The sequence below is a fragment of the Streptomyces asoensis genome (assembly GCF_016860545.1).
Taxonomy (GTDB): domain Bacteria; phylum Actinomycetota; class Actinomycetes; order Streptomycetales; family Streptomycetaceae; genus Streptomyces; species Streptomyces asoensis.
In genome coordinates this window covers 2,903,939-2,929,347 of the sequence record NZ_BNEB01000005.1, presented here as the reverse complement: position 1 = coordinate 2,929,347, position 25,409 = coordinate 2,903,939, and the positions used below count along the sequence as shown (strand labels likewise).

Here is a 25,409-nt window from a genome sequence, read left to right as displayed (position 1 = left end):
ACCATGAGCCATACCGTTGACAGTGCCGTCAGCGCCGTTCGCACGTACATCGAGCAGCACCGCGCGGCCTTCCTCGACGACCTCGCCGAGTGGCTGCGCATCCCGTCGGTGTCCGCCCAGCCCGACCACGCCCCCGACGTGCGGCGCAGCGCCGACTGGCTCGCGGCGAAGCTGACGGAGACCGGCTTCCCGACCGTCGAGGTCTGGCAGACCCCGGGCGCGCCGGCCGTCTACGCGCAGTGGCCGTCCGGCGATCCGCAGGCCCCCACCGTCCTGGTCTACGGCCACCACGACGTGCAGCCCGCCGCCCGCGAGGACGGCTGGGACACCGACCCCTTCGAGCCCGCCGTCCTCGGCAACCGCCTCCACGCGCGGGGCGCGGCCGACGACAAGGGCCAGGTCTTCTTCCACACCCTGGGCGTCCGCGCCCACCTCGCCGCCACCGGCCGCAGTGCCCCCGCCGTCAACCTCAAGCTGCTGATCGAGGGCGAGGAGGAGTCCGGCTCCCCGAACTTCCGCGCCCTGGTCGAGGAGCGGGCCGAGCGGCTCGCGGCGGACGCGGTGGTCGTCTCCGACACCGGGATGTGGTCCGAGGACACCCCCACGGTCTGCACCGGCATGCGCGGCATCGCCGAGTGCGAGATCCGGCTCTTCGGGCCCGACCAGGACATCCACTCCGGGTCCTTCGGCGGCGCCGTGCCCAACCCGGCCACCGAGGTCGCCCGCCTCGTCGCGGCCCTGCACGACGAGCACGCGCGCGTGGCCGTTCCCGGCTTCTACGACGGCGTCGTCGAGCTCACCGACCGGGAGTGCGAGCTCTTCGCCGAGCTGCCGTTCGACGAGGCCCGGTGGCTGCGCACCGCCCGGTCGCACGCGGCGTACGGCGAGGCGGGACACACCACCCTGGAGCGCGTCTGGGCCCGCCCCACCGCCGAGGTCAACGGCATCGGCGGCGGCTACCAGGGCGCCGGCAGCAAGACGATCATCCCTTCCTCGGCCTTCGTGAAACTGTCCTTCCGGCTGGTCGCGGGCCAGGACCCGGAGCACGTGCAGAAGGCCGTGCGGGTCTGGGCCGCCGAGCGTCTGCCCGCCGGGATCCGCCACGAGATCACCTTCAGCCCGGCCACGCGCCCGTGTCTCACCCCGCTCGACCACCCGGCGCTGCGGTCCGTGGTCCGCGCCATGGGCCGTGCCTTCGAAGGACCCGTCCGCTTCACCAGGGAGGGCGGTTCGGGACCGGCCGCCGACCTCCAGGAGGTCCTCGGCGCCCCCGTGCTCTTCCTGGGCATCTCCGTCCCCTCGGACGGCTGGCACGCGCCGAACGAGAAGGTCGAGCTGGATCTGCTGTTCAAGGGCGTCGAGACCAGCGCCCACCTCTGGGGGGACCTGGCCGACACCTGGCGTCGTGCGCCCTGACGCCCCCGCTCGGTCCGGAGGGGGCACGCGCGCGGGGCACACTGGAAAGGCCGCCCCGCACCGCGACACCGCACCGGAACCGGTCCTCTGCCGTACGTCCCGCTGAACCGCCCGCCGAAACAACCGTTCCACCGGGGGAGTTGGAAGTACCCGTGACCACCTGGACCGACCAGAACGCCGATCGACCCATCTCGCTCACCGCGCCCAGCGGTGTCGACCGCGCCGCCCACCACCGGCTCGACGAGGCCTGGCTGGCCGCGGCGTGGAGCCACCCCACGACGCGCTGCTTCGTCGTCTCCGGCGGCCAGGTCCTCATCGACGAGACGTCCGACGGCCGCACCGAACTCGTCATGACCCCGTCGTTCGAGGCGCCCCTCACCGAGGCGCACCGCTACTTCCTGGGGACCGACGAGGACGGCGTCAGCTACTTCGCCCTCCAGAAGGACGCGCTGCCGGGCCGCATCGACCAGTCCGCCCGCCCGGCCGGTCTGCGCGAGGCCGGTCTGCTGCTGTCGCCGCGCGACACCGGACTGATGGTCCACGCGGTGGCGCTGGAGAACTGGCAGCGTCTGCACCGCTTCTGCTCGCGCTGCGGCGAGCGGACCGTGATCGCCGCCGCCGGTCACATCCGCCGCTGCCCCGCCTGCGGTGCCGAGCACTACCCGCGCACCGATCCTGCGGTGATCATGGCCGTCACGGACGAGGAGGACCGCATCCTCCTGGGCCGCCAGGTCCACTGGCCCGAGGGCCGCTTCTCGACCCTCGCCGGATTCGTCGAGCCCGGCGAGTCCATCGAGCAGTCCGTGCGACGCGAGGTCTTCGAGGAGGCCGGCGTCACCGTCGGACAGGTCGACTACATCGCCAGCCAGCCGTGGCCGTTCCCGTCCAGCCTCATGCTGGGCTTCATGGCCCGCGCCACCTCGACCGAGATCGACGTCGACGGCGACGAGATCCACGAGGCCCGCTGGTTCTCACGCGACGAACTCGGCGCCGCGTTCGAGGCCGGCGAGGTGCTGCCCCCCTACGGCATCTCCATCGCGGCCCGGCTGATCGAGCTCTGGTACGGCAAGCCCCTGCCGACGCGCAGCCTCGTCTGACCCGGGGCCCGACCGGCCGACGGCGTGAGAAGGGCGGCTCCCGAGATCCGGGAGCCGCCCTTTGCCTCAGCGCTCAGGTCACGCGCCGATCTTCTGCTTCACCTGCGCCAGCGACGGGTTCGTCAGCGTCGACCCGTCGGGGAACAGCACGGTCGGAACCGTCTGGTTTCCGCCATTCGCCTTCTCCACGAACGCCGCGGACTCCGGGTCCTGCTCGATGTTGATCTCGGTGTATCCGATGCCCTCGCGGTCCAGCTGCTTCTTCAGCCGCTGGCAGTAGCCGCACCAGGTGGTGCTGTACATCGTCACAGTGCCCAGCATGTCTGTCATGCTCCTTCGGCGGGTCGGGGGACAGGTGGTCGCACGGGGGAGAACGTACGTGAAAGGGCCACCATTCCCGCAGGGCACGGTGAGGTGCCGACGAGCGAAGTGACACTCGCCGCACGAGGAGGTGACACTCGCCGCATCAGTACGACCGCAAGGGCCCGCCTGTGGACAACCGCCCCGCCCTTCCCCGCCGACCTGGCAGCATGGCCATGTGACAGCAGCAACGCACTCCCCTCTCTTCCCGCAGGTACCGGACTCGGCCGACGCGGTGCTCGAAGGGCTCGACCCCGAGCAGCGCGAGGTGGCCACCGCCCTGCGCGGTCCGGTGTGCGTGCTGGCCGGAGCGGGCACGGGCAAGACCCGGGCGATCACCCACCGCATCGCCTACGGTGTGCGCGCCGGCATCCTCCAGCCCTCCAGTGTGCTGGCCGTCACCTTCACCAACCGGGCCGCCGGGGAGATGCGGGGCCGGCTGCGCCAGCTCGGCGCGCAGGGCGTCCAGGCCCGCACCTTTCACTCCGCGGCCCTGCGCCAGCTCCAGTACTTCTGGCCGAAAGCGATCGGTGGTTCACTGCCCCGGCTCGTCGACCGCAAGATCCAGCTCGTCGCCGACGCGGCCGCCGCCTGCCGGGTCCGCCTCGACCGCGGCGAGCTGCGGGACGTCACCGCCGAGATCGAGTGGTCCAAGGTCACCCAGACCGTCCCCGCGGACTACGCGCCCGCCGCCGTCAAGGCGGGCCGCGACATCCCCCGCGACCCCGCCGAGATCGCCCAGCTGTACTCCGCCTACGAGGACGTCAAGCGGCAGCGCGGCGTCATCGACTTCGAGGACGTCCTGCTGGACCGTCGCCGTCCTCCAGGACCGCGCCGACATCGTCGAGCAGGTCCGCGCCCAGTACCAGCACTTCGTGGTCGACGAGTACCAGGACGTCAGCCCGCTCCAGCAGCGGCTGCTGGAACTGTGGCTCGGCGAGCGGGACGACCTGTGCGTGGTCGGTGACGCGAGCCAGACGATCTACTCCTTCACCGGGGCCACCCCCGACCACCTCCTGGACTTCCGCACCCGCCATCCCGGGGCCACCGTCGTCAAGCTGGTCCGCGACTACCGCTCCACACCGCAGGTCGTCCACCTCGCCAACGGTCTGCTCTCCCAGGCCAGCGGACGGGCCGCCGACCACCGCCTGGAGCTGGTCTCCCAGCGCGACCCGGGACCCGAGCCCGGCTACACCGAGTACCCGGACGAGCCCGCCGAGGCCGAGGGAGCCGCCCGCCGGATCCGCGATCTCCTGGACGCCGGTGTCCCGGCCGCGGAGATCGCCGTCCTCTTCCGCACCAACGCCCAGTCCGAGACCTACGAACAGGCCCTCGCCGACCTCGGCATCCCCTACCAGCTGCGGGGCGCCGAGCGCTTCTTCGACCGCCCCGAGGTGCGCAAGGCGGGCGTCGCCCTGCGTGGCGCGGCCCGCTTCGGCGGCAACGACACGCTCCTCGAGGACGCCGTGGACCTGCCCTCCCAGGTGCGTGCCGTCCTGTCCGGCGAGGGCTGGACACCGCAGCCGCCCGCGGGCTCCGGGGCCGTCAGGGAGCGCTGGGAGTCCCTGGCCGCGCTGGTCGGCCTCGCGCAGGACTTCGCCGCAGCCCAGCCGGGGGCCTCGCTCGCCGACCTGGTCGCCGAGCTCGACGAACGGGCCAACGCCCAGCACGCCCCGACCGTCCAGGGCGTCACCCTGGCCTCCCTGCACTCGGCCAAGGGCCTGGAGTGGGACGTCGTCTTCCTGGTCGGGGTCGCCGAGGGCATGATGCCGATCACCTACGCCAGAACCGACGAGCAGATCGAGGAGGAGCGCCGCCTCCTCTACGTCGGGGTCACCCGGGCCCGGGAACGCCTGCACGTCTCCTGGGCGCTCTCCCGCTCTCCGGGCGGCCGCCCGAGCCGTCGTCCCAGCCGCTTCCTCGACGGCCTGCGCCCCGGTTCGGGGGCGGCCGTCGGCCGCGCCGCGGGCGGTGGCGCCGGCGGTATCGAACGCGGCTTCACCGGCGCCGCGGCCGGCGCCCCCCTCGTGCGCCGGCGGACCCAGCGGACGCCGGCCCGTTGCCGGGTCTGCGGACGGACGCTGACCGACGCCGGCGAGATGAAGCTGATGCGCTGCGAGGACTGTCCCTCCGACATGGACGAGGGGCTCTACGAACGGCTGCGCGACTGGCGGGCCGTCCAGGCGCGGCGTGCGGGGCAGCCGGCCTTCTGCGTCTTCACCGACAAGACCCTGATGGCGATCGCCGAGACCGTCCCCGAGGAGGAGGGCGAGCTCGCGCGGATCCCGGGGGTCGGCGTGCGCAAGTTCCACCGGTACGGGGCCGACGTCCTCGCCATCTGCGCAGGCCACGACGTGGGAGGGGACGACGAGGAGGGCTGAGGACAGCCCGTCGCGGAACTGATCCGAACTCGTCGGAAAAATAGTTTGCGCATGCCCCGGCAATCCCCATAGGTTCTTAGACACCGGAACGGCGGCCTTCTCGAAGGCCCTGATTCCGTGCTGTACTTGCATACCCGCCGGACCGGACTCACCCCCGGTCCCCCGAGACGCCGAGAGGAGGCGATTCCAGTGATGATCATCAACAGCAGCTCCACCGCCAAACTGACCGATCACTCGGTCGTCTCCACGTGCATTCTCGACGCCTCGTTCCTGGGCACCGGTCTGTCCGGCATCCGTGCCGACCGGCCTGCGTCCTCCTCCGTTGCCTCCCTGGGTCTTCCCGGCCGTGAGCGCAATGAGCGACCGACCGAGGCACTGGAAGCAGTAGGGGCACAGGCGCAGGCCTATGCCTTTGCGGCTGCCGGTGCCGCAGTCCGGAAGCAGACGACCCAGCACCACCTGATGTGGGCCTTCCGTGGGCCAGAACCCTGGAGTGATCCAGCCTGATCTTCGATCAGGCCGGCGCCTTCAGGGCCGCGGAACCCCACCCGGGATCCGCGGCCCTTCTGTTTTCCCCGAAACAACGGGGACGGCGGAGCGAAGGGGCCTCGGGACAAGAAAAGAACCCGGTACCCAGCCGACACCGGTCCCACAGGACCGGACCGACCAGACGAGGAAGACGATCCGTGCAACTCGAAGCGCACGCCCCGTCAGTACCGCCTTCCGAAACGATCTCCCCGCCCGGCCTCACGGAGGACTCCACCTTGACCCCGCTCACGGCGCTCACCGCGCTCGACGACGCCATCGAGAACCTCGGCGTACCCGTCCCCTGCCGTTCCTACGACCCGGAGGTCTTCTTCGCCGAGTCCCCGGCCGACGTCGAGTACGCCAAGTCCCTCTGCCGTACCTGCCCGCTGATGGAGGCCTGCCTCGCCGGCGCCAAGGAGCGGCGTGAGCCCTGGGGCGTCTGGGGTGGCGAGCTGTTCGTCCAGGGCGTCGTCGTCGCCCGCAAGCGGCCGCGTGGCCGCCCGCGCAAGAACCCGGTCACGGCATGAACACCGCAGGAACGATCGACCGTCCCCTCACGCAAGACCCCAAGAAGCAGGCCCCGATGAAGCCGTTCCCCAGCGAGCCCGCAGGCTCCGCTACCGAAGACATCACCACCAGTGGCGCGTACGACTCGCGTCAGAACAGGACACGCGAGATGCAACTCATCCCAGAAGCCCTGGCTCGTGCGCATATGCACGACCGCCTGCACCAGGCCGAGCGGGAGCGCAGGGCCATGCGCCTGGCGACCGCCCGCCGGATGCAGCGCCGTGCCGAGCGCGCCTCGATGCGCGCCCGGCGGGCGCTCGCCATGGCCGTGATGCAGTGATCACCCACACCTGAAGCGGTGGCCTCCCGACCGAGGGGGGCGAAACCTTCCCCGCGGGGGCCGGTCCGTCCGAACGGACCGGCCCCCGCGGTGCGTTCGCGGTGGATCCACCGCGGCGGCGTATCGTCCGGAGGGTGACGAGTGTTCCCGGAGACGGTGCCCCGGAGGATCCGGCGGATGATGCCCGGCGCCCGGGCGGCGGCCCCGACCCTCGCGCGGCGGAGTCCCGCACCCTCGTGTGCGCACGCTGCGGTGCCCGGGCCGACGAGCCACCGCCCCTGACCTGGACCTGGCCCCTGGAGGACGGCTCCACTACTGCGAGGCCTGCTCCCGCGAGCACCTCAGGGCGATCGAGGGACGACTGGATTCGCAGTGGTGGTGAAGGACGCGAGGTGAAACGCGTCACACCGGGGGGTGAGAGACCCGTGGCCCCCGGGTCCTGGCCCGCCCCGGCCGGCTCACACCTCGGCGGCCGACTCCTCCGCCTCGAACGTCTCCAGGGTGTCCGCCGCGCGGAACCCGGGCAGCCACTCCTGGAGTTCCTCGCGCAGCCGCACCGTCGCGCCGAGCTGGCACAGCACGCCGATGGTGCTGAGCGTCACCCGGTGTATCAGCAGGTAGGCCGGGGGGAGATTGAGCTGCTTGCCCAGCTGATGGGCGGGCGAGCGGGGGTCGGCGATCCGGGCCGCCTGACTGCGCATCCAGCCGCGGGTGAACGTGAACTCCTCCACCTGGGCCGGCTCGATGATCGGCACGAGGTAGTCGAGGACGGCGTCGGGATCCAGCTCGATGGAGTCGCGGACGAAACCCTCCCGGCGCAGGAGTTCGTAGACCGCCTCCGCGTCACCGTCGAGGGTCATGCGCAGGGACTCGCCGATCGGGTCCGGCAGGCCGCCGGGGAGCCGGTCCACCGTGCCGAAGTCCAGGACGCCCAGCCGCCAGTCCTGCGGGCCGTCGGGCCCGCCGGGCAGCAGACGGAAGTTGCCGGGGTGCGGGTCGGCGTGGAGCAGACCGGTGCGGGCCGGTCCCGAGAAGAGGAAGCGGGAGAGCAGCTGGCCGGCCCGGTCGCGCTGCTCCTTGGTGCCCTCGTTGATCACCTCGGACAGGGGGACTCCGTCGATCCACTCGGTGACCAGGACCTGGTCGCACTGGTGGACCACCGCCGGGACCACCACGTCGGGGTCGTCCGCGAACTCTTCGGCGTGGGCCTGCTGGGCCTGTGCCTCCAGGGCGTAGTCGAGTTCCTCGGAGACCCGGTCCTTGAGCTCGGAGATCAGGGGTTTCACGTCCATGCCCGGGATGAGCGGGCCCAACAGGCGGGCGAAGCGGCTCAGTTGGCTCAGGTCGGAGAGCAGGGCCTCACCGGCGCCGGGGTACTGGACCTTGACGGCGACCTCCCGGCCGTCGTGCCACACCGCCCGGTGCACCTGGCCGATCGACGCCGCCGCGGCAGGCTTGTCGTCGAACTCCAGGAACAGCTCGGACCAGTCCTCGCCGAGCCGCTCCGCGAGCACCGCGTGCATCGTGCGGGTCGGCATCGGCGGTGCCGCGTCCTGGAGCTTGGTGAGGGCCGCCCGGTAGGGCCCGGCGACCTCCTCGGGGAGGGCGGACTCGAAGACGGACATGGCCTGCCCGAACTTCATCGCCCCGCCCTTGAGCTCGCCCAGCACCTTGAAGAGCTGCTCGGCGGTGCGCTGCTGGAGCTCGCGGCCGACGATCTCCGCGGACTCGCCCACGATCCGCTTGCCCAGACCCCAGGTGGCCCGCCCGGCGAAACCGAGCGGGAGCGTGGCGAGCCTGGCGGTCCGGGTGACCGCCTTGCGGGGAAGATCAGACATGCGCCCTCCAAGTCCCAGCCAGCCGCGCCGTGTCCGTCGTACGGCGAAACTCCGTCGAATGCTGCACTGCCATTGTCGCGTGTGGTTCGCGGTCCTCGGGGGTGTGTTCCCGCTTACCTTTGCGTGACGCGCCGCACGGGCACGCGCCGTGGGGGAGCAGCGGCCGGCTCCGCCACCGCAGGGCCGGTGCCGCGATCTCCCAACGGGCGCCCGCGCTCGACGGGGTCCGGCCGTCCAGGAACATGAGCGCGTGCGCGGCGGCCAGGCCGGCGACGGCCGTGGCCATTGTCACGTCGCACGCGCCCGCCGCACGCCTTCTGCCGGAGTGCCACTGCGCGACCAGCCGCGGCCAGGCCGGGTCCAGATCGGTGCGCGTGTGGTGCAGGCATCCGGCGCAGCCCGTCTCGCCCGGCAGGACCAGCGGGCCGACGACCCCGGTCCCCTCCACCACTCCGGCGTACAGGTGCGGTGTGCCCGACGCGATCAGGGGTTCGGCCGCCGTGGGCGACGGCGCGTGCACGGACACCTCGTCCCGCGGGGCGATCACCACCAGGGAGAAGCCGCCCGCCTGCTCCGCCGGTGACGCCGTGCTCCTGCGCGGCGCGGGACCCGGGGCGGCCCGGCGTACGGCGCGGCGGGCGGACTCGTCGCGCCGCTCGCCGATCGCCTCGGCGGGCTGACCGCCCGGGGCGACGTCCGCCGCCTCCACCAGGCCGCCGTCGCGTACCTCCACCTCGGCGACCCCCGCGGCCGACAGCAGCGCGGCCAACGCCGTGCCGACCCGGCCGGCGCCCCGCACCTGGACCCGCAGCCCACGCCGGGCGGCCAGCCCTTCGATCGCGTCGGCCGGTTCCGACGTCAGGAGGGACAGCGCGGCCAGCTCGGGCCGCAGCCGGTCCATCACCTGACCGCTCTCGCGCAGGGCGGCCGCCCGCGCACCGCCGCCGCGGGCGTCGTCGAGCACTCCGGCCCGCGCAAGCCGCTGGACCAGCCGGTCGACATGGCCGTCGGGCAGGTCCATACGGCGGCCCTCCTCACGCAGGAGCGGGAGCCCCCGGGTGCCGTCCATGAGGTCGAGGAAACTGCCCGTGGCCGTGTCGACCGGGCCGAGTGTCAGCGCGTGCGCCGGGGTCATCCCGAACTGCACGGTATTGAGGTCACGCCACCCGCGCCGCAGTGCGGGCTTCACCGTCGGATGCATCTGGGCCCCCGTGTTCCTGGAAACTCCCCGTCACATCGGCGGAGCGGGGGCGTGGGGGTGTCCTCGCTCCGCCGACGACCGCCAGCATGCCCGGACCCGGTCGGGGCGTGCCGAAAGTTGTCCACAGGCCAGGGCATTCATCGTATAAATCCGTCGAACGAGGCAAAAGAGGCAGGTTCGATCCGAACCGAACCGCCCCGGAGCCGGGACTTCTCCCATGTGCAGCGGGTAACGTCGTGGCGTGTCCGCCGACCCACTCCACCGCGCCGGAACATCACAGCGCGGTACGACGAGCCAGCCGCCGAGCGGCTCCCGGACGAGCGCGATCGAGGTCCGCAGAAGCGCCCGCCGACGGCGCACGGTCTCCGCGTACCGTGAGGGCGACCGCACCATCGTGCTCATCCCCGCCCGGATGTCCGAGGCCGAGGAGCAACGCTGGGTGAGCGTCATGCTCGACAAGCTCGCGGCCCAGGAGAGCCGGCGGGTGCCGGGCGACGCCGAGCTGGCCGAGCGCGCCGCGCGGCTGTCGGCCCAGTGCTTCGGCGGCCGGGCCCGGCCCGCCTCCGTGCGCTGGGTGACCAACCAGAACACCCGCTGGGGCTCGTGCACCCCCGCCGAGGGCAGCATCCGCCTGTCGCACCGGCTCAAGGGCATGCCCGAGTACGTCATCGACTACGTCCTCGCCCACGAGCTGGCGCACCTGCTCGTGCCCGGCCACGGCCCCGACTTCTGGCGCCTGCTCGAGGCGTACCCGCGCACCGAGCGTGCCCGCGGCTACCTCGAGGGCGTCGTCGCGGCCGAGCGCCTGCCCCACCTGTCCGGCGCGAACGAGGAGTGACCTGCGGCGCTCGCGGCGGATCGGTCCCCGCGGCGCCCGGCGCCGGTTGTGTACCGGGTCTGTACCGACATCGTGCGTTGTCCGACTTTGCGGTTAGCCTGGCGCGACGCATTCACCATCGGGATGGGGGACGGTCGACACGCATGCCCAGGGAATTCCAGCGCGGCCACAAGGCCAGGATCAGTGACCTCACCGCGGGCACCGATCTGTACGTAGGCGTGCAGATCACCGCCCCCGGCCTGACCTTCGACATCAGTTGCTTCGGCCTCGACGCCGACGAGCGGCTCTCGGACGACCGGTACTTCGTCTTCTTCAACCAGCCGAAGTCACCCGAGGAGTCCATCCAGCTCCTGGGCGCCCAGGCGGGTGACACGGAGTCCTTCCGCGTCACCCTCGACCGGATCCCGCCGCAGATCCACAAGCTGTCCTTCACGGCGACGCTCGACGGCGCCGGGCAGATGTCGCAGATCGGCCCCGGTTACCTGCGCATCGTCGCGGGGGGCGAGGAAGTGGCCCGCTACGCGTTCAACGGCTCCGAGTTCAGCAGCGAGCGGGCCGTCATGCTGGGCGACTTCTACCTCAAGGACGTGTGGCGGTTCGCGGCCGTCGGCCAGGGCTTCGACGGCGGCCTGGACGCGCTGCTGAAGAACTTCGGCGGCGAGGTCGCGGAGGAGGAGGCGCCCGCCGCGCCGCAGCAGCCGCAGACCGGAGCGGGCGCTCCCGGCTTCGCGCCGCCCGCGTTCGGCGCCCCGTCCGCGACCGCGCCGGCCCCCGCTCCCGCGCAGCCGCAGCCGGCCGCGCAGGGCTTCGCGCCGCCGCCCGGCGCGACCCCGCCGCCCGCCCCACCGGCGCCCGCGCCCTCGGTGCACGCCGCGCCGACCATCGTCGCGCCCCTGGCCCCGCCCGGCGGCGGCCAGGTCCCGCCCCCCGCCCCGGCACCCGCGCCGTACGGCCAGCCGCCGCAGCAGCCGTACGGCCAGGGGCCCGCGCCGACCGCGCCCATGCCGCCCGGGTACGGCCAGCAGCCCCCCGCGCCGCACGCCCCGCAGGCGCCGCCCGGCTACGGCCAGTCGCCCCAGCCGCCGGGCTTCGGCCAGCAGCCCCCGTTCGGACAGGTCCCGGGCCAGCAGACGTACGGGGTGCCGCAGGGCGCCCCCCAGGGCGGCGCCGGTGTGACCGCGGCGCTCCAGCAGTTCAAGGAGACGCCCACCGGACAGCGCTGGACGCAGCAGAACAAGAAGCTGATCCGCGTCGACCTCGGGATGGGCGGCCAGCCCGTGCTCGCCCGTCAGGGCAGCATGGTCCTCTACCAGGGCAAGGTCGACTTCAGCTACAAGGGCGCCGGGTTCGCCGGCCGGATCGTGGGCAACGCCACCGGCCAGGAGATGCAGCTGATGCGCTGCACCGGCCAGGGCCAGGTGTTCCTCGCCGACAACTCCACCCACCTGCACCCGGTCGAGCTCCAGGGCGACGCGATCTGCGTCTCCGCGGAGAACGTCCTCGCCTTCGACGAGAGCCTCCAGTACGAGGTCCGCCGCATCGAGGGGCACGGCATCCCGGGCGGCGCGCTGTTCACCATGCAGTTCCAGGGGACCGGCACGATCGTCGTGAAGACGCACGGCACCCCCGTCGTCCTGCCGGTCACACCCACCACGTTCGCCGACTGCAACGCCGTCGTCGCCTGGTCGGCCGCCTCCCAGGTGGTCGTCTCCAGCCAGGTGCGGATGCGCCGCAACGCCTACCCGGGCGACACCGGGGAGAGCGTCAACCTCCAGTTCCGGGGCGCTCCCGGCAACTTCATCGTCGTCCAGCCGTACGAGGTCTGAGGGAGCCCGTCATGAACCAGCCATTCGCGGGCTACGCCCCCGCACCCGTCACCGCCCGTATGGAGAACCACGGCAACCACATGCTGAAGGTCGCCATGCAGACCGGCAACGACCTCCTCGCGCGCGTGGGCTCGATGGTCGCCTACGAGGGCTTCGTGCAGTACGAGCCGAACCCGCCCGCCGTGCGCCAGATCGCCCGCGACTGGATGACCGGCGAGGGCGCGCCCCTGATGAAGTGCTCGGGCGACGGCCTGCTCTACCTCGCCGACTACGGCGCCGACGTCGTCGTGATCAACCTCAACGGCGACGGCATCTCCGTCAACGCCACCAACCTGCTCGCCTTCGACGCGCACCTCACCTGGGGCGTCGAGCGCGTCAAGGGGCTGGCCAAGTTCGCCGGCCAGGGTCTGTGGAACACCAAGATCTCCGGTCAGGGGTGGGTCGCGCTGACCTCCCGGGGCAAGCCCATCGTCGTCGACTGCGGAGGCGGCGAGGACGAGACGTACGTCGACCCCGACGCGCTCGTCGCCTGGTCGCCGAACCTCAAGGTGAAGGGCAAGCGCAGCTTCAAGGCGCAGTCGCTCATCGGCCGGGGCAGCGGCGAGGCCTACCAGATGGCCTTCTCCGGCCAGGGCATCGTCGTCGTCCAGCCCAGTGAGGACAGCACCGACCGCCTCCGGTTCCGGGGCTGAGGGGGAGCCAGAAACGCCATGCAGAGCTCACTTTTCGCGCACAACGACTCGCAGACCCAGGAGCGCTGGAGTCTTCAGAACAAGCAGATGCTCCGCGTCACCCTGGAGGGTCACGACGACATCCTCGCCCGCAAGGGCACGATGGTCGCCTACCAGGGCCTGATGGAGTTCGACGCCGAGTACCAGAACAACCAGCAGGGACGCGCGCGGGCGTACACCGGCGAGGGCCTGGACCTGATGCGCTGCCACGGGCAGGGCACCGTCTACCTCGCCAACCTCGCCCAGCACGTGCACCTGATGGACGTCGACCAGGACGGCCTCACGGTCGACAGCAGCTACGTCCTGGCCATGGACTCCTCGCTGCACCACGAGGTCATCGCCGTGGACAGCCTGTACGGCATCTCCGGCTCCGGGAAGTACCAGCTCAACATCACCGGCCGCGGCAAGGTCGCCCTGATGACCTCGGGCGCGCCGCTGATGATGCAGGTCACGCCGGACAAGTACGTCAACTGCGACGCCGACGCCATCGTCGCCTGGTCCACCGGGCTGCGGGTGCAGATGCAGGCCCAGACGCACTCCTCGGGGGTGTGGCGCCGGCGCGGCAACACGGGTGAGGGCTGGGAGCTCAGCTTCATGGGCAGCGGCTACGCGCTCGTCCAGCCCAGTGAGCTGCTGCCGCCGCAGAACGCCCAGATCGGCTCCGGTCTGGCCGCCCAGTACGGCATGGGGCAGCAGGGCGTGCGCGGGCAGAACCAGGGCAACGTCTGGAGCTGACCGCGGCCGTGCGCGGCGCGAAGGCAAGGGGCGGCCTCCTGGAGTGTCGCCCCTTACCCGTATCCGTTCACAGCCGCGCCCGGGTCGCCTCCAGCAGCCGCACGACCGACCCGTCGGCCACGTCCGCGACCTCGTCGTAGGCGAACCAGCGCAGGTCGAGGGACTCGTCGCTGATGGCCTCCACCGCCCCGGCCGTCGCCAGCGCCGCGTACTGGACGTCGTAGTGCCAGGCGCACGGCGTGCGGTGCCGGTCCAGACGCACCGGGCCGCCGGGGAGCAGGGACAGCCCCCCGATGCCGGACTCCTCGGTCGCCTCGCGCAGCGCCGCGGCCCGCAGCGTGCCGTCGACCGGCTCGCAGTGGCCTCCCATCTGGAGCCACATCTTCAGCTTCCTGTGCAGGGTGAGCAGCACCCGGCCCCGCTCCGGGTCGACCACCAGCGCGCTCGCCGTGACATGGCCGTCCCGGCAGGCCTTCCACATGCCGTCGGGGTGCACGGCGAGATGGTCGAGATAGGCCTGGCGCAGCTCTTCCTGGCCCTCGTACCCCTTCAGGACGAGGACCGCGTCGTCGTACAGACTCACTCGGTGTCGTCGCCCTCGGGGTCGGTGTCGTCGTGCTTCTTCAGGTCCGGCTTCCCGCCGGAGGCGCCGCTCGCCGCCTCGCCGAGCATCTTGTCCAGCTCGGAGAAGTCCAGCTGCTCGCGGTGGACGAAGCCGTCCGGGTCGTCCAGGTCGGAGGCCGTCGGCAGCATGTCCGGGTGGGCCCACAGACCGTCACGGCCGTCGACGCCCCGCGCGTCCGTCAGGGACGCCCACAGCCGGGAGGCGTCCCGCAGACGGCGCGGACGCAGCTCCAGACCGATCAGCGTCGCGAACGTCTGCTCCGCCGGACCGCCCGAGGCGCGACGGCGCCGCAGCGTCTCGCGCAGGGCGTCCGCGGACGACAGACGCGGTTTCGCGGCCGCGTGCACCACCGCGTCCACCCAGCCCTCCACGAGGGCCAGGGCCGTCTCCAGACGGGCCAGGGCGGCCTTCTGCGCCGGGGTGTCCTCCGGCTGGAACATGCCCTGCTGGAGCGCTTCCTGGAGCTGCTCGGGGTTCTGCGGGTCGAACTGGCCGACCACGTCCTCCAGCTTGGCCGTGTCGACCTTGATGCCCCGCGCGTAGCCCTCGACCGCGCCGAACAGGTGCGAGCGCAGCCACGGCACGTGGGCGAACAGGCGCTGGTGGGCGGCCTCGCGCAGCGCGAGGTAGAGCCGCACCTCCTCCTGGGGCACGCCGAGGTCCTTGCCGAACGCCTCGATGTTCACCGGCAGCAGCGCGGCCCGCCCGGCCGGACCGAGCGGCAGGCCGATGTCGGTGGAGCCGACGACCTCGCCCGCGAGCACGCCCACGGCCTGGCCGATCTGCGATCCGAACATGGCGCCGCCCATCGAGCGCATCATGCCGATCAGCGGGCCGGCCATGGCCTGCATCTCCTCCGGCAGGACATCGCCCATGGCCGCGCCGACCCGCTCGGCGACCGGGTCGACGAGCTCCTTCCACGCGGGCAGGGTCGCCTCGACCCACTCCGCGCGCGACCACGCCACGGCGGTGCCCGCGCCGGACGGCAGCGAGGTCGCGTCGTCCAGCCACAGGTCGGCGAGGCGGACGGCCTCCTGGACGGCGGTGCGCTCGGAGGGACCGACGCTGGAGTCCTTCACGCCGTCGGCGGTGCCCTGGGCGACCGTCTGGCGGGCGATCTGCTTGGCCATGTCCCAGTTCACCGGGCCGCCCTCGTAGGAGAGCATCTGGCCCAGCTGCTGGAACGCGGCCCCGAGATCGTTGGGGTTCAGCGAACCGAACATCGCGGCGAGCGGGTTGTCGGCACCGGGTCCGCCCGGGGCGCCGAAGCCTCCGGCGCCGGGCAGCCCGCCGAAACCGAACGGGTTGGCCGGTCCCTGACCACCGCCGCTCTGGTCCCTCTTCTTGCCTTCGTCGCCGTCCTCCGGCTCCTCCGGCGGAAGGCCGAATCCGAATGGGGTGTCACTCACGGGGTTCCTCGGCTGGTAAGGCCACCGGTTCTCGGCCGGCGGCGGCTGCCCTGCAACACCACCCAGCGTAGACACCCCGGCTCGATCGGGCCTCGGTGCTTCGCCGACTCCCGGCCTGCGGCAGGATGGATGCCACCTGGTACGTACGCTCTACTCGCGCCCGTATGCCAAGACAACCGCTGGAGACACCTGGTGAGTTCCCCAGATCCGCAGGTTCGCGCAGCGCGAAACCACTCGGCCCCGGCCGGTGCGCGCGGGCCCGTCGTCGCCGTGACCGGCGCCGCGACCGGCATCGGCGCCCTGCTCACCGAGCGTCTCGCCGCGTCCGAGGAGGTCAAGCAGGTCGTGGCCGTCGACGAGCGGCGGGGCGAGTGCGAGGCGGCGCAGTGGCACATCCTCGACGTCCGTGACCCCGCGATCGCCGACAAGCTGCGCGGTGTGGACGTCGTCGTCCACCTCGCCCTGGACCTCGACCTGGGGAGTGACGCCGCCGCCCGGACGGCCTACAACGTGCGCGGCACGCAGACCGTGCTGACGGCCTCCGCCGCGGCCGGGGTACGCCGCGTGGTGCTCTGCACCTCCGCGATGGTCTACGGAGCGTTCGAGGACAACGAGCTCCCCCTCTCGGAGGACGCGGAGCTCAAGGCGACGGCGGAGGGGACCGGTGTCGGGGACCTCCTGGAGATCGAACGGCTCGCCCGGCGCGCGCCCCGGGCGCATCCGGGGCTCAATGTCACGGTCGTGCGCCCCGCGATGCTGGTCGGCGGTACGGACACGGCGCTGACGCGGTACTTCGAGTCGCCGCGGCTGCTGGTGGTCGCCGGGTCGCGGCCGGCCTGGCAGTTCTGTCACGCCGAGGACCTGGTGAGCGCCCTGGAGTACGCCGTCCTGGAGAAGGTCGAGGGCGAGCTGGCCGTCGGCTGCGACGGCTGGCTGGAGCAGGAGGAGGTCGAGGAGCTCAGCGGGATCCGGCGCATGGAGCTGCCCTCGGCGGTCGCGCTGGGCGCCGCGGCCCGGCTGCACCGGATCGGCCTGACGCCGTCGCCCGCCGGGGACCTCGCCTACACGATGTACCCCTGGGTGGTGAGCGGGAGCCGGCTGCACGACGCGGGATGGCGCCCGCGCTGGACCAACGAGGAGGTCCTCGCGGAGCTGCTGGAGGAGGTGGCCGGACGGCACACCGTCGCCGGCCGGCGCCTCGGGCGCAAGGACGCGACCGCCGCGGGCGCGGCGGGTGCGACGGTGGCGCTGCTGGGCGCGGCGGCCGTCGTGCGGCGGGCCCGCAAGGCCCGCCGGCGCTGAGCGCGGGGCCCGTACGGACCCCCGCGCGCCGCCCCGTGGCAGGTCTCCCGGTCGGGGCGGCGTACGGCGTGTGCTCCCTTGGAGGTCGCTCCGAAGCGGTACGCGCGTGTGTCGGGTGATCACGCTATTTCACCTGCCGCACGGGGTGCGGCACGATGGAGGACATGGCAGCCATCGACGAGCATCCCGGCGAGCACGCGGCGCAGGACCCCATCAAGCTGATCGCCGTGCGGGACACCGCGCTCTCCCTGGACGAGGTCTTCGAGGCCGTCGGGGACGACGCGGCGGGTGGGACCGCGCTCTTCGTGGGCACCGTGCGCAACCACGACGGGGGCGCCGACGTCGCCGCGCTCGGATACTCCTGCCACCCGAGCGCGGAGGCGGAGATGCGGCGCATCGCGGAGAAGGTGGCCGCCGAGTACCCGGTGCGGGCGCTCGCCGCCGTGCACCGGATCGGCGACCTCGGCATCGGCGATCTCGCCGTCGTCGTCGCCGTCTCGTGCCCGCACCGCGCGGAGGCGTTCGAGGCCTGCCGGAAGCTGATCGACGATCTCAAGCACGAGGTGCCCATCTGGAAGCACCAGAGGTTCTCGGACGGCACCGACGAATGGGTGGGCGCGTGCTGAAGCGCCCTGTTCCCGGGCCGCCCGGCGGACCACCCTTCCGGTTGCGTAACCCCACCCCTGCCGTGAGCGTTGTCCCTGCGGATGGTTAATCTGCTGATCAGTCAGTTGCAGGGGCTCATCGGGGTTGGGAGGTCGGCATGGCCGCGCTCGTCTGGTTGCTGATTCCGCTGGTCGCCGCGATCGGTGCCGGCCTGTGGGGCAGTTGGGCCAACCGGACCCGCAAGGCCCGCAGCGACGGTCCCGAGCTGGACGGATACGCCCGCTTCCGGGCGGCCATGGAGAAGCCCCACTCGCGTACGTGACCCGGGTGGCAGCCCTGACGGTGCGCCGACAGGGGCGTCCCGTAGTGTCGACTCATGCCACGCCGCACCGCGACGATGCTCGCCTCCACCCTGATGCTGATCGCACTCCTGTGCGCGGGCGTCCTCATCCCCGTGCCGTACGCGGAGATGTCTCCCGGGCCGACGGTGAACACGCTCGGCGATCACGGCGGCGAGCCGGTGCTCCAGATCTCCGGACGCAAGACCTACGCCACCAGTGGCCACCTGAACATGACCACGGTGCGGGTCACCAGCGCCGACTACCGGATGAACCTCGTCGAGGCCGTCTACGGATGGCTCGCCCACGACAACAAGGTCGTCCCGCACGACACCCTGTACCCGGACGGCAAGACCGAGGAGCAGTCCACCCAGGAGAACGCCGAGGAGTTCAGCCAGTCCCAGGAGAGCGCCAAGGTCGCCGCCCTGAAGGAGCTGGACATCCCGGTGACGTCGTGGGTGATCGTCTCCACGGTGGTGAAGGGGTCCCCGGCGGAGGGCCGGCTGCACGCCGGTGACGTGATCAAGGCCGTGGACGGCACCGCGGTCAAGGAGCCCGGCGACGTCGCGAAGCTGGTGACCAAGCACCAGCCGGGCGACAAGGTCGTCTTCCGCATCGTCCCGGCGAAGGAGCAGGCGGCCGCAGAGAAGGCGCGCAGGACGGCGACCGCGACCCAGGACGTCACCATCACGACCGCAGCCTCCGACGACAGCGGCGCCAAGCGCGCCATCGTCGGCATCTCGGCCGGGACCGACCACACGTTCCCGTTCACCATCGACATCAAGCTCGCCGACGTGGGCGGGCCGAGCGCGGGTCTGATGTTCGCGCTCGGCATCTACGACAAGCTCACCCCGGGCAGCCTGACCGGCGGCAAGTTCGTCGCGGGCACCGGCACCATCGACGACTCCGGCAAGGTCGGGCCGATCGGCGGCATCGAGATGAAGACGGTGGGCGCGCGCAGCCAGGGCGCCCAGTACTTCCTGACGCCCGCGGAGAACTGCGCGGCGGCCGCCAAGGACACCCCCTCCGGGCTCCGGCTCGTCAAGGTGAACACCATCGACGACGCCCTCACCGCCCTCGAGGACATCCGCGGCGGCGACACCGCGGACCTGCCGAAGTGCGCGAAGTAACCGGACGGGCTACTCCGCGAACGTAGCCGACAGCGCCTCGGCCAGACCGGGCACCAGCCCCGCGCCGGTGAGGACCTCGGTCGGGGCGTCCTTCTCGCGCAGCCGCAGCGCCGAGTCACGGGTGCCGTCGCGCAGGACGCCGACCGTCATCCGCACCTCGTGGCGGTCGGGGTGGTCCGCCACCCACTTCGTGAGCTTCGCACCGCTCAGCCCCTTCGGGACCTGCGCCTCGGCGGACGGGGGCAGCATCAGCCGCTCCACGGTGAGGGCGCACCCGACCACGGCGTCGGGCCAGGCGATCGTGGCCAGGAACTCGTCGAGCGGCTTGTCCGTTGGCACTTCGTCCTGCTCGATCGGGGTGAGACCGGTGGTCTCGGGCGCGTCCTGAAGGCCGAGCTGGGCGGCGAGCGACGGTTCCTGCGTGCGCAGCCGAGCGGTGTCTACGAGGGCGAAAAGGCGGGCGGGCTGGTCCCAGCCGAGGCCGGAGGCGTACTCGTCGATCTCGAGTACGGCCCGGGTGAGCGGGCTCGCCGCCATGGGAGTGTTGGACATGGTCACAATCCTGCCTCGTTCAGGGGTGGAATCGGGAACCGAGTAAACGGTGAGTAAGTTGCATAGGTGTGGGCCCACGATCACGGGGGGCCACGAACGGTCCACGAACACGCGGACCTGACGGATCAATCGCGACTTTCGAGGTGCGCACCTTGGCTTTCCAGATGCCGGACCGCGGCGGAGGCCCCACGGGGCCGCGGATCAGAGTGGGCCGCCCGTCCCGGCGCGTCCGGACCCTGCTCATGACGCTGGGCGTCCTTGCCGTTCTCGGCATGGCGTTCACCATGTTCGCGGGCTTCTGGACGGACTGGCTCTGGTACCGCTCGGTGAATTACTCGTCGGTCTTCACGACCACGCTGTGGACCAAGATCGGGCTGTTCTTCGTGTTCGGCCTGCTGATGGCCCTCGCGGTCGGGTTCAACATCTGGCTGGCGCACCGGATGCGGCCGCCGCTCAGCGCGATGTCGGTGGAGCAGCAGAGCCTCGACCGCTACCGCATGGGCATCGCGCCGTACAAGACATGGCTGCTGCTCGGCATCACCGCGCTGGTCGGCCTGATCGCGGGCGCCTCCGCGGCGGGTCAGTGGCGGACCTGGCTGATGTGGGTCAACGGGGTGCCCTTCCACCAGAAGGACCCCCAGTTCCACCTCGACGTGTCGTTCTTCGCGTTCGACCTGCCCTGGTACCGGTTCCTGCTCGGCTTCGGCTTCGCCGCCACGATCCTCTCGCTGATCGCCGCCGCGCTCACCCACTACCTGTACGGCGGGCTGCGCGTCACCAGCCCGGGCGCGCGCGCCACCGCCGCGGCCACCGGACACCTGTCGGTCCTGCTGGGCATCTTCGTCACGCTGAAGGCGGTCGCCTACTGGCTCGACCGCTACGGTCTGGCGGTCAAGTCCAGCGACTTCAAGGCCACGGACAACTGGACGGGCCTGAGGTACGTCGACGCCAACGCCTACCTGCCGGCCAAGACGATCCTGTTCTGCATCGCCGTCATCTGCGCCCTGCTCTTCTTCGCCACGCTGTGGCGGCGCACCTGGCAGCTGCCGGTGATCGGCTTCGGCCTGATGGTGCTCTCGGCGATCCTCATCGGCGGGCTGTACCCGGCGATCGTCCAGAAGTTCCAGGTCCAGCCGAACGAGCAGGCCAAGGAAGCCCCGTACGTCGAGAAGAACCTCAAGGCGACCCGTGAGGCGTACGGCATCGACGGAGCGCAGGTCAAGGAGTACTCGGGCACGAGTACCACCAAGGACAAGACGACGCTGCGCGACGACGTCGACGCCACGGCGAGCATCCGCGTCCTGGACCCGAACATCGTCTCCCCGACGTACCAGCAGCTCCAGCAGATGCGGAAGTACTACGCGTTCCCGACCAACCTGGACGTGGACCGCTACAACGTGAACGGGTCCGACCAGGACACCGTCATCGGTCTGCGCGAGCTGAACCTCGCGGGCGTGGACAAGCAGAACTGGATCAACAACCACTTCCGCTACACCCACGGCTACGGCGTGGTCGCCGCCAAGGGCACCACCGCCGACGCCGAGGGCCGTCCGCTGTTCACGGAGTCCAACCTGCCCTCCGAGGGCGACCTGGGCACGTACCAGCAGCGGGTCTACTACGGCGAGAAGACCACCACGTACTCGATCGTCGGCGGTCCCCAGAAGGAGATCGACTACTCCGACGACGCGGGGGAGAAGACCACCAGTTACAAGGGCGGCAGCGGGGTCAACCTCTCCAACCCGGTCAACCGGGCCGCTTACGCGGTGGCGTTCGGCGAGCCGCAGATCCTGTACTCCGGCGCCATCGGCGAGGGGTCGCGGATCCTGTACAACCGCACGCCCAAGGAGCGCGTCGAGGCGGTCGCCCCGTGGCTCACCATCGACGGCGACGCCTACCCGGCGGTGGTCGACGGCAAGATCCAGTGGATCGTCGACGCGTACACGACGACGAACGGCTACCCGTACGCGTCCCGTACGACTCTCGGGGACACCACGGCGGACTCGCTGACCGCGACGAACGACAACCGCGCGGTGGTGGCCCAGCAGAACCAGGTCAACTACATCCGCAACTCGGTGAAGGCCACCGTCGACGCGTACACCGGCCAGGTCAAGCTCTACCAGTGGGACACCGAGGACCCGGTCCTCAAGACCTGGATGAAGGCGTTCCCCGGCACGGTGAAGTCCAAGTCGTCCATCTCGGACGCGCTGATGGCCCATCTGCGGTACCCGCAGGACCTGTTCAAGGTGCAGCGCGAGCTGCTCACCCGCTACCACGTGAAGGACGCGACGACGTTCCTCAGCGGCAGCGAGGTGTGGCAGGTGCCGGACGACCCGTCCAACAAGTCGGGCGACGCGGTGCCGCCGTACTACCTGAGCATGAAGATGCCCGACCAGAAGGCGCAGGCGTTCTCGCTGACGACGACGTTCACGCCCAACGGCCGTGACAACCTCAGCGCGTTCATGGCGGTCGACTCCGAGGCCGGCACTCCGGACTACGGCAAGATCAGAGTCCTGAAGCTGCCGACCAGCACGACCGTCGACGGCCCCAAACAGGTGCAGAGCCAGTTCAACTCCGAACAGGACATCGCCGAGTCCATCAGACTCCTGAAGGGCGGCGACTCCGACATCGAGTACGGCAACCTGCTGACGGTGCCCCTCGACGGCGGTCTGCTGTACGTGGAGCCGGTCTATGTGCGCGGCGGTGGCCTCAAGTACCCGCTGCTGAAGAAGGTGTTGGTGACCTACGGCGGGAACACCGCCTTCGAGGACACCCTGGACGAGGCCCTCAACAAGGTCTTCGGCGCGGAGGGCACGACCCCGCCACCGACGGACGAGGGCGGGGGCACGACCCCGCCGCCGACGTCGTCCAACCCGACGGTCCGTGAGGCGCTGGCCGATGCGCAGAAGGCCTTCACCGCCGGCCAGGAGGCCCTGAAGAAGCCCGACTGGGACGCGTACGCCAAGGCGCAGAAGGACCTCGAGGCCGCGCTGAAGCGGGCCGAGGACGCGCAGGCGACGGCCGACAAGGGGGCCAAGGCGTCGAGCAGCCCGAGCCCGAGCGCTTCGGCGAGTCCGAGCGGTGGCTCCGGCGGCGGTTCGTCGGGCGCCGCCGGCGGCGCGAGCCCCAGCCCGAGTCCCAGCAGCGGCTGATCATGCCCGCCCCGCGTCGTGGTACGGTTGTGGAACACGACGCGGGGTGGAGCAGCTCGGTAGCTCGCTGGGCTCATAACCCAGAGGTCGCAGGTTCAAATCCTGTCCCCGCTACTGAAGACGAAGGCCCGGATCCTTTAACGGATCCGGGCCTTCGTGGTGTGCGAACGCATGTGCCGGGGGGTTCGACGGCCGCGCCGCCGAGGGGAGTTGGGCTATCTGTGTTTCACTTGTCTCTCTGTGGGCATGTCGACAAAACGCTGAAGTGACCTTACGGGCCGCGGTATACCAGGTGTACCCGGGTTGCGGGTGGTGCGACGATGGACGTTATGGGGGACAAGGCAACTCTGTTCGAGACAGGGCGGTTTGTGCAGCCTTCCGGTGAGGAAGCGACGACCCCGGGCGAGAGCCGGGGCGAAACGGCGGAGGCCGTCGAGACGGGGGAGGCCGTCGAGGAGATGGGCCTGCGGCTCGCGGCGGAAGCCGGCGACGTCGAGGCCGTGAGTGTCCTCGGGGCCATGTTGCTGCGCCGCGGTGACCTCGACGGAGCCGAGCCCTACCTGCGTGCCGCGACCGCGCAGGGCGACCGGGCCGCCGCCAACAACCTGGGCGTCCTGCTCCACCAGCGCGGATACCCCGACGAGGCCGCCGGGTGGTGGCGGGTCGCCGCCGTCGCCGGCTCCGCCGCGGCCGCGCACGCCCTGGGCCGCCACCGCCGCGAGTGCGGCGACGAGCCGGCCGCCGAGTACTGGCTGCGCCAGTCCGCCGAGCAGGGGCACGCGCTGGGCGCCTACGCCCTCGCCGACCTGCTGGAGCACCGCGGGGACGCCGCGGCCGAGCAGTGGATGCGGGCCGCCGCGGAGCGCGGGCACCGGGAAGCGGCGTACCGGCTGGCCCGCGCCCTCGACCACAAGGAGTGCCGGCACGGCGCGCAGTGCGCGGAGCGCGGGCGCGCCCGCGGGGACGGCGAAGCGGACGCGTGCGCCCACGACAACGGTGTCCTGGCGCGGGCGGAGGCCGAACAGTGGTACCGCCAGGCCGCCGCACGCGGCCACCGCCGGGCCGCCCTGCACCTCGGGACGATCCTGGAGGGCCGCGGCGAACTGAAGGAGGCCGGACGCTGGTACCTGACGTCCGCCAAGGACGGCGAGGCGCGGGCCGCCTGCGCACTCGGCTTCCTGCTGCGCGACGCCGGCGACACCGAGAGCGCGGCCGTGTGGTGGCTGCGGGCCGCGCAGGAGGGCGACGGCAACGCGGCGAACGCACTGGGCGCGCTGCACGCCGAGCGGGGACAGACCCAGACCGCCGAGCGGTGGTACCGGGCGGCCATGGACGCCGGCGACGACAACGGCGCCTACAACCTCGCCCTGCTCTGTGCCGAACAGGGCCGCACCGCGCAGGCCGAGCACTGGTACCGGCGTGCCGCCTACGCCGGGCACCGGGAGGCGGCCAACGCGCTCGCCGTCCTGCTCCTCCAGGGCGGGGACACGGCCGGGGCCGAGCCCTGGTTCTCCAAGGCGGCGGAGGCGGGCAGCGTCGACGCCGCGTTCAACCTCGGGATCCTGTTCGCGGGGCGAGGCGAGGAGGGCGTCGCGCTGCGCTGGTACGAGCGGGCGGCGGCCGCCGGACACACCGAGGCGGCGCTCCAGGTCGCCATCGCGCGGCTGCGCGACGGGGACGAGCAGGAGGCGGAACGGCATCTGCGGTGCGCCGCCGGAGGAGGCAGCGCGGAGGCGGCCTACCGGCTGGCCGCGGTGCTGGACGCCCGGCGGCCGCAGCAGCCCGCGCACGAGCTCGGGGAGATCGTGCACGAGAAGACCGAGTGCGAGGAGTGGTACGAGCGGGCGGCGACCCAGGGGCACCGGCGTGCCCAGGTCAGGGTCGGGATGCTGGCCGCCGCGCGGGGTGACGTGGTCGAGGCGGCGCGGTGGTACCGCACGGCCGCCGAGGCCGGGTCCCGCAACGGCGCCTTCAACCTCGGACTGCTGCTCGCCCGGGAGGGCAGCGAGCCCGAGGCGGCCGTGTGGTGGACCCGTGCCGCCGACGCGGGGCACGGGCGGGCGGCGTTGCGGCTCGCCCTGGTCTACGCGCGTCGCGGTGAGCTGGCGGAAGGCCAGCGGTGGGCGGACCGGGCGGTGTCGCTCGGGCCTGCGGAGGTGGCCGAGCGGGCGGCCCGCCTGCGCGACGCGCTGCACGAGGAGCTCTCCGCCTGAGAGTGCCCGACCGGTGTCCGCCCGGTGCGTCCCCATGGTGATCGCCCGACGGCTCCGGGGTCGGGCGGGGGCGGGGTGATGTGCTCTGACCTGCGTCGACGGGCGGCGGACAATGGATTTGCCTTTGCCCTTCCCCTTCACGTAACGTTGCATTCAACGGCGCGGGGTGGAGCAGCTCGGTAGCTCGCTGGGCTCATAACCCAGAGGTCGCAGGTTCAAATCCTGTCCCCGCTACTGAAGGCCGAGGGCCGGAATCCGAAAGGGTTCCGGCCCTCGGTCGTTTCGTC

At 71.8% G+C, this 25,409-nt stretch carries 21 protein-coding genes, 2 tRNA genes and 1 pseudogene; 18 read left to right on the top strand and 6 right to left on the bottom strand.

Annotated elements, in window-relative coordinates; genetic code table 11:
• Nucleotides 1-3: 3 nt before the first annotated feature.
• Nucleotides 4-1,416: a dipeptidase gene (locus tag Saso_RS35460; RefSeq protein WP_189919981.1), complete on the top strand. Its 1,413-nt coding sequence runs from the start codon at nucleotides 4-6 to the stop codon at nucleotides 1,414-1,416.
• A gap of 152 nt (nucleotides 1,417-1,568) precedes the next feature.
• Nucleotides 1,569-2,513 carry an NAD(+) diphosphatase gene (nudC, locus tag Saso_RS35455; RefSeq protein WP_229901174.1) on the top strand — a complete coding sequence of 315 codons (945 nt, stop codon included), beginning with the start codon at nucleotides 1,569-1,571 and terminating at the stop codon, nucleotides 2,511-2,513.
• A 78-nt stretch (nucleotides 2,514-2,591) separates the two neighbouring features.
• Here the strand turns inward: nudC and Saso_RS35450 are convergent, their stop codons facing one another.
• The gene (locus Saso_RS35450) at nucleotides 2,592-2,834 is read right to left on the bottom strand and encodes a mycoredoxin (protein ID WP_057603310.1); all 243 of its coding nucleotides are present in this window, start codon (nucleotides 2,832-2,834) and stop codon (nucleotides 2,592-2,594) included.
• 217 nt (nucleotides 2,835-3,051) lie between these two features.
• On the opposite strand from Saso_RS35450, the pseudogene Saso_RS35445 reads away from it, so the two are divergent.
• The 4 genes and pseudogenes from Saso_RS35445 to Saso_RS35430 all read left to right on the top strand — a co-directional run bounded on the left by Saso_RS35445 (nucleotide 3,052) and on the right by Saso_RS35430 (nucleotide 6,629).
• Nucleotides 3,052-5,254, top strand: a pseudogene (locus Saso_RS35445) (ATP-dependent DNA helicase UvrD2).
• Nucleotides 5,255-5,443: 189 nt separating this feature from the next.
• Complete coding sequence (locus Saso_RS35440) at nucleotides 5,444-5,761, top strand: hypothetical protein (protein ID WP_189919975.1); 318 nt, start codon at nucleotides 5,444-5,446, stop codon at nucleotides 5,759-5,761.
• 179 nt (nucleotides 5,762-5,940) lie between these two features.
• Entirely contained in the window at nucleotides 5,941-6,309 is a 369-nt protein-coding gene (locus tag Saso_RS35435; protein WP_037695023.1) for a WhiB family transcriptional regulator, read from the top strand.
• A complete protein-coding gene (locus Saso_RS35430) occupies nucleotides 6,306-6,629 on the top strand; it encodes a hypothetical protein (protein WP_189919973.1) in 324 nt (107 codons plus the stop codon). Before Saso_RS35435 ends, Saso_RS35430 begins: the two co-directional genes overlap by 4 nt.
• A 458-nt stretch (nucleotides 6,630-7,087) precedes the next feature.
• Here the strand turns inward: Saso_RS35430 and Saso_RS35425 are convergent, their stop codons facing one another.
• Nucleotides 7,088-8,467 carry an ABC1 kinase family protein gene (locus Saso_RS35425; RefSeq protein ID WP_189919971.1) on the bottom strand — a complete coding sequence of 460 codons (1,380 nt, stop codon included), beginning with the start codon at nucleotides 8,465-8,467 and terminating at the stop codon, nucleotides 7,088-7,090.
• The gene (locus Saso_RS35420; protein ID WP_189919969.1) at nucleotides 8,460-9,668 is read right to left on the bottom strand and encodes a TOMM precursor leader peptide-binding protein; all 1,209 of its coding nucleotides are present in this window, start codon (nucleotides 9,666-9,668) and stop codon (nucleotides 8,460-8,462) included. The genes Saso_RS35425 and Saso_RS35420 overlap by 8 nt, the downstream gene beginning before the upstream one ends.
• A gap of 241 nt (nucleotides 9,669-9,909) precedes the next feature.
• Here Saso_RS35420 and Saso_RS35415 point away from each other — a divergent pair, with 241 nt between their 5' ends.
• From Saso_RS35415 to Saso_RS35400, 4 genes are all read left to right on the top strand, one after another.
• Complete coding sequence (locus tag Saso_RS35415; RefSeq protein WP_189919967.1) at nucleotides 9,910-10,506, top strand: M48 metallopeptidase family protein; 597 nt, start codon at nucleotides 9,910-9,912, stop codon at nucleotides 10,504-10,506.
• A 143-nt stretch (nucleotides 10,507-10,649) separates the two neighbouring features.
• A complete protein-coding gene (locus Saso_RS35410) occupies nucleotides 10,650-12,332 on the top strand; it encodes a TerD family protein (protein ID WP_189919965.1) in 1,683 nt (560 codons plus the stop codon).
• A gap of 11 nt (nucleotides 12,333-12,343) precedes the next feature.
• Nucleotides 12,344-13,024, top strand: coding sequence for an AIM24 family protein (locus Saso_RS35405; protein ID WP_189919963.1), 681 nt, complete (start codon nucleotides 12,344-12,346; stop codon nucleotides 13,022-13,024).
• Nucleotides 13,025-13,042: 18 nt separating this feature from the next.
• Nucleotides 13,043-13,798 (top strand): AIM24 family protein, encoded by a 756-nt coding sequence (locus tag Saso_RS35400; protein ID WP_189919961.1) that lies wholly within the window; start codon nucleotides 13,043-13,045, stop codon nucleotides 13,796-13,798.
• Nucleotides 13,799-13,865: 67 nt separating this feature from the next.
• On the opposite strand, the gene Saso_RS35395 is transcribed toward Saso_RS35400, so the two are convergent.
• Together Saso_RS35395 and Saso_RS35390 are read right to left on the bottom strand one after the other, a co-directional pair.
• Nucleotides 13,866-14,381, bottom strand: a complete 516-nt coding sequence (locus Saso_RS35395; RefSeq protein WP_189919959.1) for an NUDIX hydrolase — start codon at nucleotides 14,379-14,381, stop codon at nucleotides 13,866-13,868.
• Nucleotides 14,378-15,832 (bottom strand): zinc-dependent metalloprotease, encoded by a 1,455-nt coding sequence (locus Saso_RS35390; RefSeq protein ID WP_189919958.1) that lies wholly within the window; start codon nucleotides 15,830-15,832, stop codon nucleotides 14,378-14,380. Before Saso_RS35390 ends, Saso_RS35395 begins: the two co-directional genes overlap by 4 nt.
• Nucleotides 15,833-16,024: 192 nt before the next feature.
• Between Saso_RS35390 and Saso_RS35385 the strand changes: the two genes are divergently transcribed.
• The 4 genes from Saso_RS35385 to Saso_RS35370 all read left to right on the top strand — a co-directional run bounded on the left by Saso_RS35385 (nucleotide 16,025) and on the right by Saso_RS35370 (nucleotide 19,208).
• Complete coding sequence (locus tag Saso_RS35385) at nucleotides 16,025-17,134, top strand: SDR family oxidoreductase (RefSeq protein ID WP_189919957.1); 1,110 nt, start codon at nucleotides 16,025-16,027, stop codon at nucleotides 17,132-17,134.
• A 164-nt stretch (nucleotides 17,135-17,298) separates the two neighbouring features.
• Nucleotides 17,299-17,760 carry a molybdenum cofactor biosynthesis protein MoaE gene (locus Saso_RS35380; RefSeq protein ID WP_189919956.1) on the top strand — a complete coding sequence of 154 codons (462 nt, stop codon included), beginning with the start codon at nucleotides 17,299-17,301 and terminating at the stop codon, nucleotides 17,758-17,760.
• Between the two features lie 137 nt (nucleotides 17,761-17,897).
• Nucleotides 17,898-18,062, top strand: a complete 165-nt coding sequence (locus tag Saso_RS35375; protein ID WP_189919955.1) for a hypothetical protein — start codon at nucleotides 17,898-17,900, stop codon at nucleotides 18,060-18,062.
• 54 nt (nucleotides 18,063-18,116) lie between these two features.
• Nucleotides 18,117-19,208, top strand: coding sequence for a YlbL family protein (locus tag Saso_RS35370; protein WP_189919954.1), 1,092 nt, complete (start codon nucleotides 18,117-18,119; stop codon nucleotides 19,206-19,208).
• Nucleotides 19,209-19,217: 9 nt separating this feature from the next.
• Here Saso_RS35370 and Saso_RS35365 read toward each other — a convergent pair whose 3' ends face one another.
• Entirely contained in the window at nucleotides 19,218-19,760 is a 543-nt protein-coding gene (locus Saso_RS35365; protein WP_234482783.1) for a PPA1309 family protein, read from the bottom strand.
• 164 nt (nucleotides 19,761-19,924) lie between these two features.
• Between Saso_RS35365 and Saso_RS35360 the strand changes: the two genes are divergently transcribed.
• From Saso_RS35360 to Saso_RS35345, 4 genes are all read left to right on the top strand, one after another.
• On the top strand, nucleotides 19,925-22,909 hold the full coding sequence (locus Saso_RS35360; RefSeq protein ID WP_229901195.1) for a UPF0182 family membrane protein: 2,985 nt from the start codon (nucleotides 19,925-19,927) through the stop codon (nucleotides 22,907-22,909).
• A 40-nt stretch (nucleotides 22,910-22,949) separates the two neighbouring features.
• Nucleotides 22,950-23,023, top strand: a tRNA-Met gene (locus Saso_RS35355).
• A gap of 206 nt (nucleotides 23,024-23,229) precedes the next feature.
• Nucleotides 23,230-25,122, top strand: a complete 1,893-nt coding sequence (locus Saso_RS35350; protein WP_189919949.1) for a tetratricopeptide repeat protein — start codon at nucleotides 23,230-23,232, stop codon at nucleotides 25,120-25,122.
• 160 nt (nucleotides 25,123-25,282) lie between these two features.
• Nucleotides 25,283-25,356 (top strand) — tRNA-Met (locus Saso_RS35345).
• Nucleotides 25,357-25,409: the final 53 nt, after the last annotated feature.